The sequence below is a fragment of the Ideonella sp. genome, assembly GCF_041914305.1.
Taxonomy (GTDB): domain Bacteria; phylum Pseudomonadota; class Gammaproteobacteria; order Burkholderiales; family Burkholderiaceae_C; genus Ideonella.
Genome location: NZ_JAYSDQ010000011.1, coordinates 35,182 through 52,239, shown reverse-complemented (window position 1 = coordinate 52,239; position 17,058 = coordinate 35,182). Strand labels below are relative to the sequence as shown.

Sequence of the window (17,058 nt, the reverse complement as noted above, 5' to 3'; positions counted from 1 at the left end):
CCCCGCCCCGCTGCGCGCCGCGCCGGGGCCGGTGCTGGTGATGGGTGCCGGCAGCGTCGGCGGCTATGTCGGCGGCTGCCTGCAGGCCGCCGGCGCCGAGGTGCATTTCGTCGGCCGGCCCCGCATGCTCGGCGCCTGGCGCGCGCAGGGCCTGCGGGTGACCGACCAGGACGGCCGCGACCAGCACCTGGCGCCCGCCGACCTGCACCTGTGGGACACGGTGCCACGCGGGGTCACGCCATCGCTGGTGCTGCTGACGGTCAAGTGCGGTGCCACGCGCGACGCCGCCGCCGCACTGGCCGCGGCCTTGCCGGCCGGCACGCCGGTGCTGTCGCTGCAAAACGGCATCGGCAATGCCGACACGGGCCGCGCCGCGGCGCCGGCACTGCGCTGGCTGGCGGGCATGGTGCCCTACAACATCGCCGAACTCGGGCCCGGTCACCTGCACCGCGGCACCGGCGGCAAGCTGGCCGCCGAAGACGACCCCACCCTGCGCGCCTGGCTGCCGGTGTTCGACGCGGCGCGCCTGCCGCTGCGCCTGCAGGCCGACCTGAAGCCGGTGCAATGGGGCAAGCTGCTGCTGAACCTGAACAACCCGGTCAATGCCTTGTCCGGCCTGCCGCTGCGGGCCGAGCTGATGCAGCGCGGCTACCGCCAGGTGTTTGCCGCCCTGCAGCGCGAGGCCCTGGCCGCGTTGGCCGCCGCTGGCATCACGCCGGCCCAGGTGGCCGCAGTGCCGCCGCAGCGGCTGCCTCTGATCCTGTCGCTGCCGGACTGGTTGTTTCGCCGCCTCGCAGCGCGCATGCTGCGCATCGACCCCGAAGCCCGCTCCAGCATGGCCGACGACCTGGCCCTGGGTCGCACGACCGAGGTCGATGCGTTGTGCGGCGAGGTCGTGCGCCTGGCCCACGCCCACGGCTGCCAGGCGCCGCTGAACCAGCGCATCCAGGCGCTGGTCGAAGCCTGGCCGGGTGATCCGGCGCCGCTGTCGGCGGCCGCGTTGAAGCAGCGCATAGGCCTGCATTGACGGGTGTCACACAAACCCGCCACACGGGCGGCATGGAGCCCTGTTCAGCCCCCTTGGCTGGCGCTAGCATCACACCATGCACCGACACCGGGAGGCTGCCATGCCCTCACCTTTCCGCCCGGCCCGTGAGCTGCTGGTCCAGTACGCCCACTACCACCGCGACCGCCGCAACATCGCGACCCACTTCGTCGGTATCCCGATGATCGTCTTCGCCGTCGGCGTGTTGCTGGCGCGGCCCACGGTCGACCTGGCCACACCGGCCGGCGGCATGGCGCTGACGCCGGCCCTGCTGCTGTGGGCCTGCAGCACGCTGTGGTACCTGACGCGCGGCGAGTTCATGCTGGGCGCCGCGGTCAGCCTGCTCAACGGGGCGCTGATCCTGCTGGCAGCGCCACTGGCCGCGCATGGCGTGGTTACCTGGCTGGCATGGGGGTTCGGCCTGTTCCTGCTGGGCTGGGTGCTCCAGTTCCTCGGCCATCTCTACGAGGGTCGCCGGCCTGCCTTCACCGACGATCTGGTCGGCCTGCTGGTCGGGCCGGCGTTCGTCACCGCCGAGGCCTTGTTCTCGTTTGGCATGCTGCATGGCCTGCGCGACGAGATCGAGCGCCGCGCCGGCCCCACCCACATTCGCGACCTGGCCTTGCCGGCCTGAGCGCCACCTTCGCGAGGCGCCGGCCCACCGCCGCCCCGGTGATCAGGTCGATGTCGAGACGCTGATCGTCGGAAACTTGGCCGAGAAGTCTTTGGCTTTTTGCGCGACCTTCACCGCCACCTGCCGCGCGACCGACTTGTACAGGCCGGCGATCTCGCTGTCGGGCTCAGCCACCACCGTCGGGTGACCGCTGTCGGCCTGCTCACGGATCTTCATCGTCAGCGGCAACGCGCCCAGGTAGGGCACGCCGCGGGCCTCGGCCATCTTGCGGCCGCCGTCGGCGCCGAAGATGTGCTCGGTGTGGCCGCAGTTCGGGCAGCAATAGACCGCCATGTTCTCGACGATGCCCAGCACCGGCACGCCGACCTTCTCGAACATCGAGAAGCCGCGCTGGGCGTCGAGCAGCGCAATGTCTTGCGGGGTGGTGACGATCACCGCGCCGGTCAGCGGCACGCGCTGGCTGAGCGTGAGCTGGATGTCGCCGGTGCCGGGTGGCATGTCGACCAGCAGGTAGTCGAGGTCGCTCCAGTTCGTCTGCCGCAGCAGTTGGTCCAGCGCCTGCGTGGCCATCGGGCCGCGCCAGATCATGGCCTGGTCGGGCTCGACGATGAAGCCGATCGACATCACCTGCACGCCGTGGTTTTGCAGCGGCTGCATGGTCTTGCCGTCTTCGCTTTCGGGCCGGCCGCTGATGCCCATCATCATCGGCTGGCTCGGGCCGTAGATGTCGGCATCGAGAATGCCGACGCGCGCGCCCTCGGCGGCCAGTGCGAGCGCGAGGTTGGCGGTGGTCGTGCTCTTGCCGACACCACCCTTGCCCGAGGCCACGGCGATGATGTTGCGCACCTGCGGCAGCAGCGCCACCCCCCGCTGAACGGCATGGGCGACGACCTTGAAGCCGAACTGGATCTGGACCTCAGCCACGCCGTCGACACGGCGGGCCGCCGCGGTCAGCGCGCTCTGGAACGCCGGATACTGGCTCTTGGCCGGGTACCCCAGCTCGATATCGAACGAGACCTTGCCACCATCGATGCGAAGGTTGCGCAATTGCTTGCCCGACACGAAGTCCTGCTGGGTCTGGGGGTCGACGACGGTGCGCAAGGCGTCAAGCAGCGCGGGCTCGGAAACGGGCATGGCGTGGGCAAAGGTGAGGCGGGGGCAACGCCCGGCGGTCGCCGGCAACGTAAGCTACGCAGTCTAGCCGAGCCAAATTCCCTGCGCCGATGGGCTTTTTCTTCGCCACCAACCCTGCCGCCGAATCTGCCGTGACCCCCGAAGCAAGCGTCGATGCCCTGCTCGCCCAGGCCGCGCACCTGGCCCGCATCGGGCAGGTGCGCGAAGCCATCGTGGCCTACCAGAAGGCGCTCGAGCAGCGCCCGGCGTCGCCCAACAGCTGGTACAACCTCGCGCGGCTGCTGCGCCGCGTGCGCCGCTTCGACGACGCGCTGCAGGCCTACCAGCACGCGCTCGACCACAAGGCCGACCAGCCCGAAGAGGTGCACCTAAACCGCGCCGTGATCCTGGCCGATTACCTGGCGCGCCCGGTCGAGGCAGAAAAAGAGCTGCGCACCGCGCTGGCGTTGAACCCGCGCTATGTGCCGGCGCTGCTGAACCTGGGCAACATCTGCGAGCACCGCCGCGACCGCTCGGGCGCGATCGCGCACTACAGCCGCGCCCTGTTCCTCGACCCCTACAACGCGCTGGCGCTGTCGCGCCTGACCAGCATCCAGCCGCTGTCACGCGCCGACGACCCGCTGATCCTGCGGCTGAAGCAGGCGATCGCGCGGCCCGGCGCCCAGGCGGCCGAGCGCGCCGACCTGGGCTTCAGCCTGGGCTCGGCACTGGACAAGATCGCGGCCTACGACGATGCATTCGCGGCCTACCAGGCGGCCAATGAGGCCAGCCGCCAATCGGCCCCCCCGCCGGGGGTGCGCTACGACCGGCAGGCCAACGAGCAGATGATCGACAACCTGATCCGCTCGTTCCCGCAGGCCGCGCCACCACGCCAGGTGACCGAGGGCCCACCGCAGATGGTGTTCGTTTGCGGCATGTTCCGCTCGGGCTCGACGCTGGTCGAGCAGATCCTGGCCAGCCATTCGCAGGTCACCGCCGGCGGCGAGCTGGACGTGCTGCCCGCGCTGGTGCGCCAGCACCTGCCCGGCCTGGGCGCGGTCGCCGCACCGGTCGACCCGGCGATGGTCATCCGCATGCGCGAGCGTTACCTGGCCACCGTGCGCGGCCTGCACCCGAACGCCACGGTGCTGACCGACAAGCGGCCCGACAACTTCCTCTACATCGGCCTGATCAAGGCGATGTTCCCGCATGCGCGGATCGTGCACACCCGGCGCCACCCGATCGACAACTGCCTGGCGGTCTACTTCCTGCACCTCAGCCACGCGATGCCCTATGCGCTGGACCTGGTTGACACCGCGCACTGGTACGGCCAGTACCACCGCCTGATGCAGCACTGGAAGGCGCTGTACGGCGCAGACATCCACGATGTCGATTACGACGCGCTGGTGCAGGAGCCCGAGCCGCAGATCCGTGGCCTGCTCGACGGCCTCGGCCTGCCGTGGGAATCGGCCTGCCTCGACTTCCACCGCAACGACACCGTGGTCAAGACCGACAGCCTGTGGCAGGTGCGGCAGGCGCTGTACACCCGCTCGTCGGGCCGCTGGAAGCACTACGCGCGGCACCTCGATCCATTGGTGCTCGAACTGCGCCGGCAACTGGGCGACGACCTGCACTGAGCGCACGGCGCGGGAACGTGCATTGCCCCGTCGGCAAGCGGAGGTTTCCCGATGCGCAAATTCCTCGCAGGTTCGGGGCTGACGGCCGCGCTGCTGCTGGCCGCCATGCCGGCGGTGGTGGAGGTCCAGCCTTGCCCGATCGACAAGACGGCGATGACCGCTACCGGCAACACGCGGCAAGAGGCGGGCAAGACGCTCGCCGAGTACAAGTGCGAACAAGGCCACGTCTACTGGATCGCCGTCGATTGAGTGGCGGCGGCGCGGCGTCAAGCGGCGGCGCCGGTGTCCGCGTCAACGGGCGGCTGCAGCACGATGTCGCGCTCGAACAGCTCGATCGCCGCTTTGGCCACCTGGACCGTGTCGTAGTAGGCATAGGCCGCGACGCCCATCGCGCCGACCACCGGCAGCCAGCGCGAGGCGCCGTGCGACAGGCCACGCTGCGTGACCTTCATGCCGATGCGCTGGGCCACCGCCTGCAGCGCCTTCAGCGACGCCTGCTTGACCAGCATGCGCTCGCCCATGCGAACCACCAGATCGCGCACGGCTTGTGACGCCGTGTGCTTGAACAGGCAGTACAGCATCTGCTCTTGCGTCAGCGTGCCGGACTTGCCGTAGTAGGCGGCGATGTCGGCCACCATGTTGGCCTGGATGCGCCAGACCGCCAGCATCTCGGGCAGGATGGTCAGCCAACCGAGCGGGCCGGGCGGCAACGCCAACGTGCCCGCGGCGGCCGCGGCCTTGGCGGCCGACGTGACCGCGATCGCGCGCGCGGCTTCGGCGGGGTGGCCGCTGGGGCGGGCCGTGGAGCCCGGCACCTCGCCCAGAAAACCGAGGATGACGTTGGCCACCCTCGAAGCCCCGCCGGGCGCGTGAGGGTCACCCATGGTGGCAGGCAGTCGGGCGCGTTCGCGCGAGGGGTCTGGGTCTTTCACACCGCCATCATGGCATCAGCGCGCGCGATGCGCCGAGCCGATCGAAGAGCCCGACGGGGCTCGGCGGATCACGCGCCGGTCAGGCGCTTGGCGGTGACCACGACCACCTGCGTCGGCGCATCATCGGCCTGGGCCATCAGTGCGTCGTCGTACAGGCCGTCGGCCACCTGGCCCAGCGCCGCCATCAGGCTCAAGGCCATCACCAGCGCCACGCCGGCCGCCGTGCGGCGAACCTGGGATTCTTGCTGCGCGAAACGGAAGGGGCTGCGGGTCATGGTCGGCTCCTGGGGGGAGAGGGGCTGTCGATGGGGTGGACTGTAGGCAAGCCCCTCGCGGCCGGCCACCGGCGTGCGACCAGCTGCAGCGCCGACGCGCTCGATGGCATGAGGGCCGGATGAACCGTCAGCGCTCGCTGCCCGGCGGGTGTGCCGATTGCCGGCGGCATCGATAGCATGGCACCGAGACAGGACCGCTCTGATGAAGATCGCGACCTACAACATCAACGGCATCAACGCCCGCCTGCCCGGCCTGCTGCGCTGGCTGGCCGACAGCGCACCGGACATCGTCTGCCTGCAGGAATTGAAGACTTCGGACGCCACCTTCCCCAGCGCGGCGATCGAAGAGGCTGGCTACGGCGCGTTGTGGAGCGGGCAGAAGTCGTACAACGGCGTGGCCATCCTCGTGCGCGGCAACCAGCCGATCGAGACCCGGCGCGGCCTGCCCGGTGACGCGGACGACAAGCAAAGCCGCTACCTCGAAGCCGCGGCCCTGGGCGTGCTGGTCGGTTGCCTGTACCTGCCCAACGGCAACCCACAACCGGGCCCCAAGTTCGACTACAAGCTGGCCTGGTTCAAGCGCCTGATCGCGCATGCAGGCAGCCTGGTCGACCACCCCGAGCCGGTGCTGCTGGTGGGCGACTACAACGTGGTGCCGACCGACGACGTGGCCGACATCTACAACACCCGCTCCTGGCTCGACGACGCCCTGCTGCAGCCCGCCTCGCGCGCCGCCTACCGAGAGCTGCTGGCGCAAGGCTGGACCGATGCGATCGCGGCGAAGCACCCGGGCGAGCCGATGTACACCTTCTGGGACTACTTTCGCCAGCGCTGGCAACGCAACGCCGGCCTGCGCATCGACCACCTGCTGCTGAACCCGGCCGCCGCCCGGCGGTTGACCGACGCGGGTGTCGACCGGGCGGTGCGCGGCCTCGAGAAGGCCAGCGACCATGCCCCGGCGTTGGTGACGCTGGCGCCCGCCCAACGCCGCAGCTGAGGCATCCGCCGGTCCTATTTCTTGCCCGACTGCTTGGGGATCACCGCGACCTCGCCGCTCGGCTCGAGGTAGATCCGCTCGACACCGGCGAAATCGTCGATGCCCTCTTGGTGGATCTTGTCTCTCAGCTCTTCGGCGGTGATGAACGCGCGCCGCATCTGGTGGCGCTGCAACTGGCCATTCTTGAACAGGCACTGTCGCCGGCCCATCGCCAAGCGCTCGAAGGCGGGCGAGCGGTAGGCCAGCACGTCCAGCAGCACGTTCCAGCCCACCAGCGTGGCGATCAGCAGCATCGAGTCGGACGACGACGTGGCATCGCCGATCATGCCGTTCTGCGCCGCGTCGCCGATTAACACGATGAACAGGAAATCGGTGACGCCCATCGAGCCGGCATCGCGCCGCAGCACGAAGCGGAACACGCAGAACAGAAACCAGTAGAGCAGCGTGCCCCGCAGCACCAGCTCGAGAGGCGGCACCGTGAAGGCGAAGAGGTGGGACCAGTCCATGGCGACCTCGCGTGAGGAGTCCCCTGAACTTAGCCGTTGGGCCCTCTCGCGGTTGTCGGCCGCCATGACGACCCGCGGTCAGACAAGGCCGCGCTCGCGCCGACACGGCGCCGAGCTGGCAGCCTGCAATCGGCGATCGGCGATCGGCGATCGGCGATCGACCAATGAAAAAAGGACTTGCGTTGCGGCAAGTCCTTTTTCATTCGAATTTGGTGGGCCCTGTAGGATTCGAACCTACGACCAACGGATTAAGAGTCCGCTGCTCTACCAACTGAGCTAAGAGCCCGTGATCGAAACCGACCAAAACTGGTGGCTTACCTGGTGGGTTGTGCAGGATTCGAACCTGCGACCAACGGATTAAAAGTCCGCTGCTCTACCGACTGAGCTAACAACCCTTACCCCGGTAGAGCCCTAGATCATATCATGACTTTTTCTTGATTGAAAAGAGGCTTGTTGCGCGAGACACAACGAAAGCGTTTCGCCGGCGGCTGCAAAGCCAAAGCTCGCGGTCACGGTGACCGCCGAGCCGTAGCCATGGCAATTGAGGCTGCCGTCGCTGGCACCGGTGTCGCAGGCCGCGTCGGCCGGGGGCGCCACGCTCTCGCGAGAGAACACGCAGCGCACGCCGATCTCGCCCTGGCCGGCCTTGGCCGCGCCGTGTTCACGCCGCAAGCGTTGGCGCAACGAGGCGAGCAGCGGGTCGTGCGTCACCGCGGCCAGGTCGGCGATGTCCAGCCGCTCGGCGTGGCGCTTGCCGCCGGCCGCGCCGCAGCACACCAGCGGCACGCGCTCTTGCAAGGCCCAGGCGGCCATCGCGGCTTTCGCGCGAACCTGGTCGCAGGCGTCGATCAGGGCATCGACCGGGCCAGGCAAGAGGCCAGGCCAGTTCGCTGCATCGACGAATTCGTCCACCAGATGCACTTGGCAACCGGGGTGGATGTCGGCCACGCGCTGCGCCAGCGCCTGGCCCTTGGCCATGCCCAGCGTTGCGCCGGTGGCCTGGATCTGGCGGTTGATGTTGGATTCGGCGACATGGTCCATGTCGATCAGGACCAGCTCGGCCACGCCCGAGCGCGCCAGCGCCTCGACCGCCCACGAGCCCACGCCGCCCAGGCCCACCACCGCGATGCGCAGCTTGCGCAGCCGCTCGTAGGCCGCGTGGCCATACAGCCGCCGCAGGCCGCCGAAACGGCGCTCGAGATCGGGCGTGTCTGGCGGCGGCGCGCTGGGAGTTGTCGCGTCGTTCACCCGGTCACTTCAGCGTGACGATGCGCTCGCGGCCGGCTTGTGCGGCTTCGGACTTCGGGTATTGGCGGATCAGCTCTTCGAGCGTGCGCTTGGCGCTCTTGTTGTCCTTCAGCTCGGCCTGACAATTGGCCAGCGCCAGCAAGGCCTCGGGCGTGCGCGGGTTGTCCGGCGCCGCGGTCACGAAGGCGCGGAAGGTCGCGATCGCGTCCTTGTACTGGCGCAGGCCGTATTGCGCGTTGCCCAGCCAGTAGCGTGCCGAGTCGACATAGCCGCTGCTCGGGTAACGCTTCAAGAAGGCGACCAGCGCCGGCGCCGCCTTGTCGAACTCACCGCCGCGCATCGCGGCCATCGCATCGTCGTAGGCGCGCTTTTCGTCGGCCTCGACGAAAAACTCTTTGCCGTCGACCGACACCTGCTGCGGCTCGAGCCTGCGCACGCGCTCGTCGACGTTTTGCGCAATGTCTTTCTGGTGCCGCTGCACCTCGGACAGGTCGCGCAACATCTGCTCATCTTGCCCGCGCAGGCGCGCCACGTCGGCGCGCAACTGCTCGTTCTGGTTGTTCATGTCGAGCAGGTTGCGCTGCAGCGCCTGGACCTGCTCGGTGAGTTGCTTCACCTGCGCGGCGAGTTCGCCGCGTTGCTGCTCGCCCTGGGTCACTCTGCTGCGCAGGTCGAGGATGGCCTTGCGCGCTTCTTCGTCGTCGAACAAGCCCGCCTGAGCGGGCAGCCAAACGGCCATCAACGCGCCAAGCGCGACGGTACGCAGCATGTGTCGGGCGAGCAGCATGGGGTCAGCGGTCCTTCAGCTCAGCGCGGCGGTTCTTGGCCCAGGCGGCCTCGTCGCTGCCCTGGGCGGCCGGGCGCTCTTCGCCGAAGCTCACCGCTTCGAGCTGGCCATCGGTCGCGCCGACCAGCAGCATCGACTTCTGCACGGCTTCGGCGCGCTTCTGGCCCAGCGCCAGGTTGTATTCACGGCTGCCACGCTCGTCGGTGTGGCCTTCGATCAGCATCTTCTTGGCCTTGTTGGCGCCCAGGTACTTGGCGTAACCCTCGACGATCGGGCGGTATTCGTCCTTGACGACGAAGCTGTCGAAGTCGAAGTACACCGTGCGGCCCAGGCCAGCCGGCGGCATGGCGTTGGCGTTCAGGTCCACCGTCTTGACCGCGCTCTCGGCGGGCTTGGCGCCAGCGTTGTTTGCGCCTACTTCAGTCGGGGTGCGGTTCTCGACCGGTGCCGGCTCGTCCAGCTTCGTCGAGCTGCAGCCCGCCAGCCAGACCAGTGCCAATGCCGACATGGTGCCGGCCCCAACGTTCCACTTGACCTTCACGGCTCTCTCCTTCGTGTTGACGTGATTGTTTGCGATGCGCCTGAAGCGCCTTACCTGCCGTAAGGGCCCCAGACCGGCTCGCGGATATCGAGGCCGCTGGTCAACAGCCTCGTCTTGATCTTGCCATCCAGGGTGGTGGTCATCAACAGTTCTCGCCCTGAGGCGCGGGTCGCATAGATGATGAAGCGGCCATTGGGCGAGAAGCTCGGGCTCTCGTCGTCGTTGGTGTCGCTGACCGTTTGCACGGCGCCGCCGGCCAGGTCCATCGTCATCACCTTGAAGCCCCCGCTGCCCGTGCGCTGCACGAAGGCCATCGTCTTGCCATCGGGGCTGATGGCCGGGCTGACGTTGTAGCTGCCCTGGAACGTGATGCGCTCGGCGCCGCCGCCGCCCACCGGCTGGCGGTAGATCTGCGGGCTGCCGCCGCGGTCGCTGACGAAGTAGATCGACTTCGCATCGGGGCTGAACACCGGCTCGGTGTCGATCGCGTGGCTTTGCGTGATGCGGCGTGGGTTCGAGCCGTCGCGGTTGATCAGGAACAACTGCGAGCCGCCGTCGCGCGACAGCGTGACCGCCAGCTCGCGCCCGTCCGGCGACCAGGCCGGCGCGCTGTTCGAGCCCTTGAAGTTGGCCACCATGCGGCGCTGGCCGCTGGCCATGTCCTGCACCCACACCACCGGCTTGCGCGTCTCGAACGACACGTAGGCCAGCTCGCGGCCATCGGGCGACCAGGCGGGAGAAATGATCGGGTCCGGGCTGGTCAGCGGCACCTGGCCGCCTTCGCCGTCGGCGTCGGCCACGCGCAGCGTGTAGCGGCCACCGCCCTTGGTGACGAAGGCGATGCGGGTGGCGAACACCCCCTTCTCGCCGGTCAGCTTTTCGTAGATCGCATCGGCGATGCGGTGGGCCGCCAGCCGCAGGTCGGCGGCGGGCACCGCCAGGCTCTGGCCGCCTTGGTCAGCGCCCTTGACCACGTCCCACAGCTTGTAGCGCACGTCGAAGCGGCCATCGACCAGCTTGCTGACCGAGCCGGCCACCAGCGCATCGGTATTGCGGCTGCGCAGGTCGGCAAAGCCGGGGGCACCGGTTTCGTCGATGTTCAGCGGCGCGTCGACGAAGCGGAACGCACCGCTGCGCTCGAGGTCGGCCTTGACGATGGCCGAGACCAGGTTCTCGCCGCCCTGCTCTTCGCCGCGAAACCGCAGCAGCGTGATCGGCAGCTGCGTGGCACCAATGCCGGAGATTTCTACCCGGAACTCGGCACGCGCCGGCAGCGCAGCGGCTCCACCCAGGGCGCCGAGCGCGCCCATCCAATGTCGTCGGGACCACATAGGGGCTGATCGAGTCATGCTGCGGGCCGAAGGTTCCCCCCGGCGTTGTTGTCAAGTCTGGCGCGGCGCATTTTAGGGGCGCGGCCCCGGCGGCATACCATCACGCCCTCGGCCACGCCTGTTCCGCCTGTCGCCATGAGCAACCTGCCCCCGATCAGCCGCTTTCCTGTCCCGACCGTGGCCGAGCTGCCCGAAGACCTGCACCAGCGCATTCTCGAGGTGCAGGAAAAGGCCGGCTTCGTGCCCAACGTCTTTCTCGCGCTGGCCCACCGGCCGGCCGAGATGCGCGCCTTTCTGGCCTACCACGATGCGCTCTTGCTCAAGGAGGGCGGCAACCTCAGCAAGGGTGAGCGCGAGATGATCATCGTCGCCACCTCGGGCGCCAATCGATGCCTGTACTGCGTCGTCGCGCACGGCGCCATCTTGCGGGTGTACGAGAAGAAGCCGCTGATCGCCGACCAGCTTGCCGTGAACCACCGCAAGGCCGACATCACACCGCGCCAGCGCGCGATGCTGGATTTCGCGATGAAGGTCTGTCTGCGTGCCGACGAGATCGAAGAGGCCGACTACGCCACGCTGCACGAGCACGGCTTCGACGACGAAGACGCCTGGGACATCGGCGCGATCGCCGCGTTCTTCGGCCTGTCCAACCGCATGGCCAACCTGATCGGCCTGCGCCCCAACGACGAGTTCTACCTGATGGGGCGCGTGCCCCGGCAAAAGTGATGTCCGATACCGCTGCAATGAAGCTCTCGCCCCTGGTGGCCGGCGCCTGGCGCCTGGCCGAATGGGATTTCAACGTGGCCCAGCGCGTGGGCTGGATCGAAGGCAACATCGAACGCGGCCTGACCAGCTTCGACCACGCCGACATCTACGGCGGCTACCAGGTCGAAGCGCTGTTCGGCGAAGCGCTGGCCCACTCGCCTGGGCTGCGCAACCGGATGCAGCTGGTGACCAAGTGCGGCATCAAGCTGACCGGCCCGGCGCGGCCGGCGCACGAGACGCATTGTTATGACACCTCGGCCGCGCACATCACCGCGTCGGTCGAGAACAGCCTGCGCGCGCTGCACACCGACCGCATCGACCTGCTGCTGATCCACCGGCCCGATGCGCTGATGGACGCCGACGAAGTGGCCACCACTTTCGAGCGCCTGAAGCGCGACGGCAAGGTGCTGCACTTCGGCGTATCGAACTTCACCGTGCAGCAGTACGAGCTGCTGAACAGCCGCATCCGCCTCGAGACCAACCAGGTCGAGTGCTCGCCGCTGCAGCTGGCCCCCATCCACGACGGCACCTTCGACCAGGCGCAGCGCCTGCGCGCCCGGCCGATGATCTGGTCGCCACTGGCCGGCGGCCAGCTGTTCAACGCCGACACCGAGGCGGCGCACCGCGTGCGCTGGGTGATGGGCGAGATCGGCGCGCGCCTGGGGCTGTCGACCACCACGCTGGCGATCGCCTGGCTGCTGCGCCTGCCGTGCCAGCCGATCCCGGTGATCGGCTCGCGGCGCCTGAGCGCGTCGGACGAAGCCGTGGCCGCGCTGAAGGTGAGGCTCGGCGCAGACGACTGGTACCGCATCTGGGCCGCGTCGACCGGCCACGAAGTGCCCTGATTCACCCCGCCGCGCCACGACTTCGTCGCGCGTATTCGTGGTTCGCGCCGCGAGGGCTTGGCGGCCGCCGGCCTCACGCGTATGGTGATCGGTTTCGACCACCTCTCAAGAGAGCCCCATGAGCGTGAATGTCTACCTCTTCTTCGACGGCCGCGCCGAACAGGCTATCGAGTTCTACAAGAAGACGCTGGGTGCCAACGTCGAGTTCATGATGCGCATGTCGGACAGCCCCGAGCCGCCGCCGCCCGATTGCCCACCGATGCCCAGCGACGCGATCATGCACGCGAGCTTTCGCATCGGCGACACCGTGCTGATGGCCTCCGACGCGCCGCCCACCGGCGACAAGCCGTTCAAGGGCTTTTCGCTGTCCCTCAGCTACACCACCGAAGCCGAAGCGCACAAGACCTTCGACGCGTTGGCACAAGGCGGCAAAGTCGAGATGCCACTCGGCAAGACCTTTTGGTCACCCTGCTTCGGCATGCTGACCGACCAGTTCGGCGTCGGCTGGATGGTCAGCGTGGATCGTTAGCCCCCACGGCCCCTTCCGGGGCCGGCCCCCCAAGGGGGCTCGCGCAGCGGACCGGCAAAGCCGGCTCCGCGCACGCCACTTGGAGGGGGCGGCGCTTCGCGCGCCCGCTGGCAAGCAGAGCGCGGGCGCTTCGCGCCCGCTACAACAAGACGATGTCGTACTGCTCGGGGTTCATCGTCGGCTCGGCAGACAGCGAGATCGGCTTGCCGATGAAGGCCGACAGGTCGGCCAGGTGCTGGCTCTCTTCGTCGAGCAGCATCTCGACCACCGAGGCGCTGGCGACGACGCGGAACTCCTTCGGGTTGAACTGCCGCGCCTCACGCAGGATCTCGCGCAGCACGTCGTAGCAGACGCTGCGTGCGGTCTTGACCTGGCCGCGGCCGCCGCAAGTGGGGCACGGCTCGCACAGCATGTGGGCCAGCGATTCGCGCGTGCGCTTGCGGGTCATCTCGACCAGGCCCAGCGCGGTGAAGCCGCTGACGGTCGTCTTGGTGCGGTCTTTGCTGAGCTGCTTGCGAAACTCGGCCAGCACCGACTGCTGGTGGTCCTCGCGCACCATGTCGATGAAGTCGACGATGATGATGCCGCCCAGGTTGCGCAGCCGCAACTGGCGCGCAATCGCCTGCGCCGCCTCGAGGTTGGTCTTGAAGATCGTGTCGTCGAAATTGCGCGCACCGACATAACCACCGGTGTTGACGTCGATCGTCGTCAACGCCTCGGTCTGGTCGACGATCAGGTAGCCGCCCGACTTGAGCTCGACCCGCCGCGCCAATGCACGCGAGATCTCTTCTTCGATGCCGAAGAGGTCGAAGATCGGCCGCTCGCCGCGATAGTGTTCGAGCTTGGCGACCGCCGTGGGGGTGTAGACGCCGCCAAAGGCCTTCAGCGTGTCGAACTGCATCTTCGAATCGATGCGGATCGACTGGGTCTGCTCGGTGGCCAGGTCGCGCAGCACACGCTCGACCAGGCTCAGGTCCTGGTGCAGCAGCGTGCCGGGCGGCTGCGACAGCGCACGCTGGCGGATCTGGCCCCAGGTCTTGCGCAGGTAGGCGATGTCGTCGCCCAGCTCCTGGTCGGTCGCTTCTTCGGCGTTGGTGCGCAGGATGAAGCCGCCCCCACCGCCTTCTTCGGGCTTGCCGACCAGCGCCTGCATGCGGGTGCGCAGTTGCTCGCGCGCCTCGGCCGAGCCGATCTTCTGCGAGATGCCGATGTGGTTGTCCTGCGGCAGGAAGACCAGCATGCGCCCGGCGATGCTGACCTGCGTCGACAGGCGCGCGCCCTTGGTGCCGATCGGGTCTTTCACCACCTGCACGGTCAGCGTCTGGCCTTCGAAGACCTGCTTCTCGATTGGGGTTGGGGCGCTGTTGTCGTTGCCAGCGCGGGGGTTGAAGCCGGCCGTGTGCAGGTCGGCCACGTGCAGGAACGCGGCGCGTTCGAGGCCGATGTCGATGAACGCGCTCTGCATGCCGGGCAGCACGCGCGCGACCTTGCCGAGGTAGATGTTGCCGACCAGCCCACGCTCCAGCGTGCGCTCGAGGTGCAGCTCTTGAATCGCGCCGTTTTCGATGAGGGCGACCCGCGTCTCTTGCGGGGCCCAGTTGATCAGGATGTCGTGCATGGGGCCTCGCCCCGTTGCTGCAATCTACACGCGCAGACCGGCGCGGCGCAGCAACTGGGTTGTCTCGTAGAGGGGCAAACCCATGATACCGGAGTAGCTGCCGGCGATGCGCTCGATCCAGCCGGCCAGCGAGCTCTGGATCGCATACGCGCCGGCCTTGCCGAAGGGCTCGCCGCTGTCGACATACGCCGTGATCACCTCGCGCGGCAGCGGCGCGAACTTCACATGCGAGTCGTTGACCGCCAGCGAGGTGCGGCGGCCATCGAACACCGCCACCGCGGTCAGCACGCGGTGGCTGCGGCCCGACAACGCGGTGAGCGTGGCCACGGCATCGGCCGCGTCGGCCGGCTTGCCGAGGATGCGGCGACCGAGCGCGACGGTGGTGTCGGCACACAGGATGGGCGCCAGCGGCAGGCCGCGGCGCCTCAGCCGCTCGCGCGCCGCTTGCAGCTTGGCGCGCGTGACGCGCTCAACATAAGCGCGCGGCAACTCGCCAGCGCGCGTGGCCTCCAGCGCCTCGGCGTCCTCGTCGGCATCGGCCAGCAACAGCTCGTGCCGCACGCCGATCTGGCCCAGCAGTTGGCGCCGGCGCGGGCTTTGGGAGGCGAGGTAGATGAAGTCGTGGCGGGCCATGGTCATGCTTGCCAGCGCAGGCGCCAGCGGCGGTTGAGCGGTTCGGCGAAGTGCTTCGAGATCAAGGCCGCCAGCAACGCGCTGGTCAGCACGAAGGCCAACAGCAGCGGCGCACGGTGGTCGTGGTGCAGCGATTCGCGGCTGACGAACTGGCGCATCCCCGCCAGCACGATGACGTGGAACAGGTACAGCTCGTAGCTGTGGCGGCCCAGCCAGCGCAGCGGCGTGGTCGCCCACGCCAACGCGTGACGCAGGCTGGCGCCGAACGCGGGCGCAGGCGCGCGCGTGGCCCAGATGAACAGCGCCGCCGACAGCGCCATCGCCGTGAAGCCGAACACCCGGTGCTGGTCGAAGCCGACGAGGTAGACCGCGGCCATCAGGGCCGCTGCCAGCGGCGCCAACACGCGCGCCACCGGCACCGGCAGGGCCCAGCGACGGCACACGAGCGCGCACAGGCAGCCGAAGGCGATCGCGTCGAAACAGGCCGGGTAGGCGTAGAGGTAGGCCACTTCGTTGTCGCTGTGCTGCGCGCGAAAGACCGGCCCCAGCGCGACGAGCAGCAGACAGGCCGCAGCGATCAAGGCCTCGCGCCGCAACAACAGGCACAGCAGCGGGAACACGAGGTAGAACACCTCTTCGACCGACAGCGACCAGTAGACATTCAGGCAGTAGTTGAAGTAGCCCGCGCTCTGCATCAGCTGGTTGTGCCAGAAGGTCAGCACCGAGCCCACCGCCGGCCACCAGAAGCTCGCCGGGCGGGTGGTGTCGCCGTCGCTGTTGTCGAAGAACGGCAGCCCTGCCAGGCCCAGCGGCACGATGACCACGAGCGCCAGCAACAAGGGTGGCAGGATGCGGCCCGAGCGGGCGACATAGAACTGCCGCAGGCTCAGGCGCGACAGCTCGCCATGGCGCGCCAGCAGCCCCGAGGTGATCAAAAAACCCGAGACGACGAAGAACACCGTGACACCATAGTTGCCGCTGCGCACCAGCGCGCCGGTGAAGGGGCGCCCGAAGAGATCGCCGATCGCGCTGTCGGACACGCCGAAGGCCAGCGCGAAGTGCAGCAGCAGCACGAGCGTGATCGCGATGCCGCGCAGGCTGTCGATCGCCAGATCGCGCGGCGGAGCTGGGGCGTTCATTCGCGGTGGTAAGGGTGGCCGATGGCCAGCGACCAGGCGCGGTACAGCGCCTCGGCCAGCAGCACCCGCACAAAGGCGTGCGGCAGGGTCAGGTCGGACAAGCGCAGGCTCTCGTCGGCGGTGGTCTTCAAGGCCGGGTCCAGCCCGTCGGGGCCGCCGATGAAGAAGACCACGTCGCGGCCTTCGCTGCGCCAGGCGTTCATGCGCTCGGCCAGCTGCACCGTGGTCAAACGGGTGCCGCGTTCGTCGAGCAACACGCGGCGCGCGCCCTTGGGCGCGGCGGCCTCCAGGCGCTGCGCCTCGGCCGCCATCAGCTGCGCGGCGGTCTTGCCACCGCTGCGCGGCTCGGCCTTCACCGCCTTCAGCTCCAGCCGCATCTCTGGCGGAAAGCGCTTGGCGAAGTCGTCGTAGGCGGTGTCGGCCCAGGCGGGCTGGCGCTGGCCGACCGCCGCGATCAGCAGGCGCATGGGCGCGGTGGCGGCG

The 17,058-nt window shown here is 68.7% G+C and carries 20 protein-coding genes and 2 tRNA genes; 8 read left to right on the top strand and 14 right to left on the bottom strand.

Annotation, left to right across the window (positions count from 1 at the left end; translation table 11 throughout):
• Positions 1-40 precede the first annotated feature (40 nt).
• Both ACE3SG_RS15640 and ACE3SG_RS15635 read left to right on the top strand, forming a co-directional pair.
• Positions 41-1,027 carry a 2-dehydropantoate 2-reductase gene (locus ACE3SG_RS15640; RefSeq protein WP_374566680.1) on the top strand — a complete coding sequence of 329 codons (987 nt, stop codon included), beginning with the start codon at positions 41-43 and terminating at the stop codon, positions 1,025-1,027.
• Between the two features lie 100 nt (positions 1,028-1,127).
• Positions 1,128-1,679 carry a DUF962 domain-containing protein gene (locus tag ACE3SG_RS15635; RefSeq protein ID WP_374566440.1) on the top strand — a complete coding sequence of 184 codons (552 nt, stop codon included), beginning with the start codon at positions 1,128-1,130 and terminating at the stop codon, positions 1,677-1,679.
• A gap of 42 nt (positions 1,680-1,721) precedes the next feature.
• On the opposite strand, the gene apbC is transcribed toward ACE3SG_RS15635, so the two are convergent.
• On the bottom strand, positions 1,722-2,813 hold the full coding sequence (gene apbC, locus ACE3SG_RS15630; RefSeq protein WP_374566438.1) for an iron-sulfur cluster carrier protein ApbC: 1,092 nt from the start codon (positions 2,811-2,813) through the stop codon (positions 1,722-1,724).
• Positions 2,814-2,944: 131 nt separating this feature from the next.
• Here apbC and ACE3SG_RS15625 point away from each other — a divergent pair, with 131 nt between their 5' ends.
• Both ACE3SG_RS15625 and ACE3SG_RS15620 read left to right on the top strand, forming a co-directional pair.
• Positions 2,945-4,429 carry a sulfotransferase gene (locus tag ACE3SG_RS15625; protein WP_374566436.1) on the top strand — a complete coding sequence of 495 codons (1,485 nt, stop codon included), beginning with the start codon at positions 2,945-2,947 and terminating at the stop codon, positions 4,427-4,429.
• Positions 4,430-4,480: 51 nt separating this feature from the next.
• Positions 4,481-4,678 (top strand): hypothetical protein, encoded by a 198-nt coding sequence (locus ACE3SG_RS15620; protein ID WP_374566435.1) that lies wholly within the window; start codon positions 4,481-4,483, stop codon positions 4,676-4,678.
• 17 nt (positions 4,679-4,695) lie between these two features.
• Here ACE3SG_RS15620 and ACE3SG_RS15615 read toward each other — a convergent pair whose 3' ends face one another.
• A complete protein-coding gene (locus ACE3SG_RS15615) occupies positions 4,696-5,313 on the bottom strand; it encodes a hypothetical protein (protein WP_374566433.1) in 618 nt (205 codons plus the stop codon).
• Positions 5,314-5,429: 116 nt separating this feature from the next.
• Positions 5,430-5,636, bottom strand: a complete 207-nt coding sequence (locus ACE3SG_RS15610; protein ID WP_374566432.1) for a hypothetical protein — start codon at positions 5,634-5,636, stop codon at positions 5,430-5,432.
• A 202-nt stretch (positions 5,637-5,838) separates the two neighbouring features.
• On the opposite strand from ACE3SG_RS15610, the gene xth reads away from it, so the two are divergent.
• Positions 5,839-6,633, top strand: a complete 795-nt coding sequence (gene xth, locus ACE3SG_RS15605) for an exodeoxyribonuclease III (protein WP_374566430.1) — start codon at positions 5,839-5,841, stop codon at positions 6,631-6,633.
• 14 nt (positions 6,634-6,647) lie between these two features.
• Here xth and ACE3SG_RS15600 read toward each other — a convergent pair whose 3' ends face one another.
• The 7 genes from ACE3SG_RS15600 to tolB form a co-directional block, all read right to left on the bottom strand.
• Positions 6,648-7,139, bottom strand: coding sequence for a DUF421 domain-containing protein (locus ACE3SG_RS15600; protein ID WP_374566428.1), 492 nt, complete (start codon positions 7,137-7,139; stop codon positions 6,648-6,650).
• 210 nt (positions 7,140-7,349) lie between these two features.
• Positions 7,350-7,425: transfer RNA gene (locus tag ACE3SG_RS15595), tRNA-Lys, on the bottom strand.
• 33 nt (positions 7,426-7,458) lie between these two features.
• Positions 7,459-7,534: transfer RNA gene (locus ACE3SG_RS15590), tRNA-Lys, on the bottom strand.
• Between the two features lie 16 nt (positions 7,535-7,550).
• Positions 7,551-8,387 carry a ThiF family adenylyltransferase gene (locus tag ACE3SG_RS15585; protein WP_374566426.1) on the bottom strand — a complete coding sequence of 279 codons (837 nt, stop codon included), beginning with the start codon at positions 8,385-8,387 and terminating at the stop codon, positions 7,551-7,553.
• Positions 8,388-8,391: 4 nt separating this feature from the next.
• The gene (gene ybgF, locus ACE3SG_RS15580) at positions 8,392-9,174 is read right to left on the bottom strand and encodes a tol-pal system protein YbgF (protein WP_374566425.1); all 783 of its coding nucleotides are present in this window, start codon (positions 9,172-9,174) and stop codon (positions 8,392-8,394) included.
• 4 nt (positions 9,175-9,178) lie between these two features.
• Positions 9,179-9,682, bottom strand: coding sequence for a peptidoglycan-associated lipoprotein Pal (gene pal / locus ACE3SG_RS15575; RefSeq protein WP_374566678.1), 504 nt, complete (start codon positions 9,680-9,682; stop codon positions 9,179-9,181).
• Positions 9,683-9,765: 83 nt separating this feature from the next.
• On the bottom strand, positions 9,766-11,046 hold the full coding sequence (gene tolB, locus ACE3SG_RS15570) for a Tol-Pal system beta propeller repeat protein TolB (protein WP_374566423.1): 1,281 nt from the start codon (positions 11,044-11,046) through the stop codon (positions 9,766-9,768).
• Positions 11,047-11,181: 135 nt separating this feature from the next.
• Between tolB and ACE3SG_RS15565 the strand changes: the two genes are divergently transcribed.
• From ACE3SG_RS15565 to ACE3SG_RS15555, 3 genes are all read left to right on the top strand, one after another.
• A complete protein-coding gene (locus ACE3SG_RS15565) occupies positions 11,182-11,772 on the top strand; it encodes a peroxidase-related enzyme (protein ID WP_374566421.1) in 591 nt (196 codons plus the stop codon).
• A 17-nt stretch (positions 11,773-11,789) separates the two neighbouring features.
• Positions 11,790-12,656 carry an aldo/keto reductase family oxidoreductase gene (locus ACE3SG_RS15560; RefSeq protein ID WP_374566419.1) on the top strand — a complete coding sequence of 289 codons (867 nt, stop codon included), beginning with the start codon at positions 11,790-11,792 and terminating at the stop codon, positions 12,654-12,656.
• A gap of 118 nt (positions 12,657-12,774) precedes the next feature.
• Complete coding sequence (locus ACE3SG_RS15555; RefSeq protein ID WP_374566418.1) at positions 12,775-13,185, top strand: VOC family protein; 411 nt, start codon at positions 12,775-12,777, stop codon at positions 13,183-13,185.
• A 139-nt stretch (positions 13,186-13,324) separates the two neighbouring features.
• Here ACE3SG_RS15555 and rng read toward each other — a convergent pair whose 3' ends face one another.
• The 4 genes from rng to rlmH are packed head-to-tail and all read right to left on the bottom strand — an operon-like array spanning position 13,325 to position 17,042.
• Positions 13,325-14,803 carry a ribonuclease G gene (rng, locus tag ACE3SG_RS15550; protein ID WP_374566416.1) on the bottom strand — a complete coding sequence of 493 codons (1,479 nt, stop codon included), beginning with the start codon at positions 14,801-14,803 and terminating at the stop codon, positions 13,325-13,327.
• A 24-nt stretch (positions 14,804-14,827) separates the two neighbouring features.
• A complete protein-coding gene (locus tag ACE3SG_RS15545) occupies positions 14,828-15,436 on the bottom strand; it encodes a nucleoside triphosphate pyrophosphatase (protein WP_374566676.1) in 609 nt (202 codons plus the stop codon).
• Between the two features lie 2 nt (positions 15,437-15,438).
• Complete coding sequence (locus tag ACE3SG_RS15540) at positions 15,439-16,575, bottom strand: acyltransferase family protein (protein ID WP_374566414.1); 1,137 nt, start codon at positions 16,573-16,575, stop codon at positions 15,439-15,441.
• Positions 16,572-17,042 (bottom strand): 23S rRNA (pseudouridine(1915)-N(3))-methyltransferase RlmH, encoded by a 471-nt coding sequence (rlmH, locus tag ACE3SG_RS15535; protein ID WP_374566412.1) that lies wholly within the window; start codon positions 17,040-17,042, stop codon positions 16,572-16,574. The genes ACE3SG_RS15540 and rlmH overlap by 4 nt, the downstream gene beginning before the upstream one ends.
• Positions 17,043-17,058 lie beyond the last annotated feature (16 nt).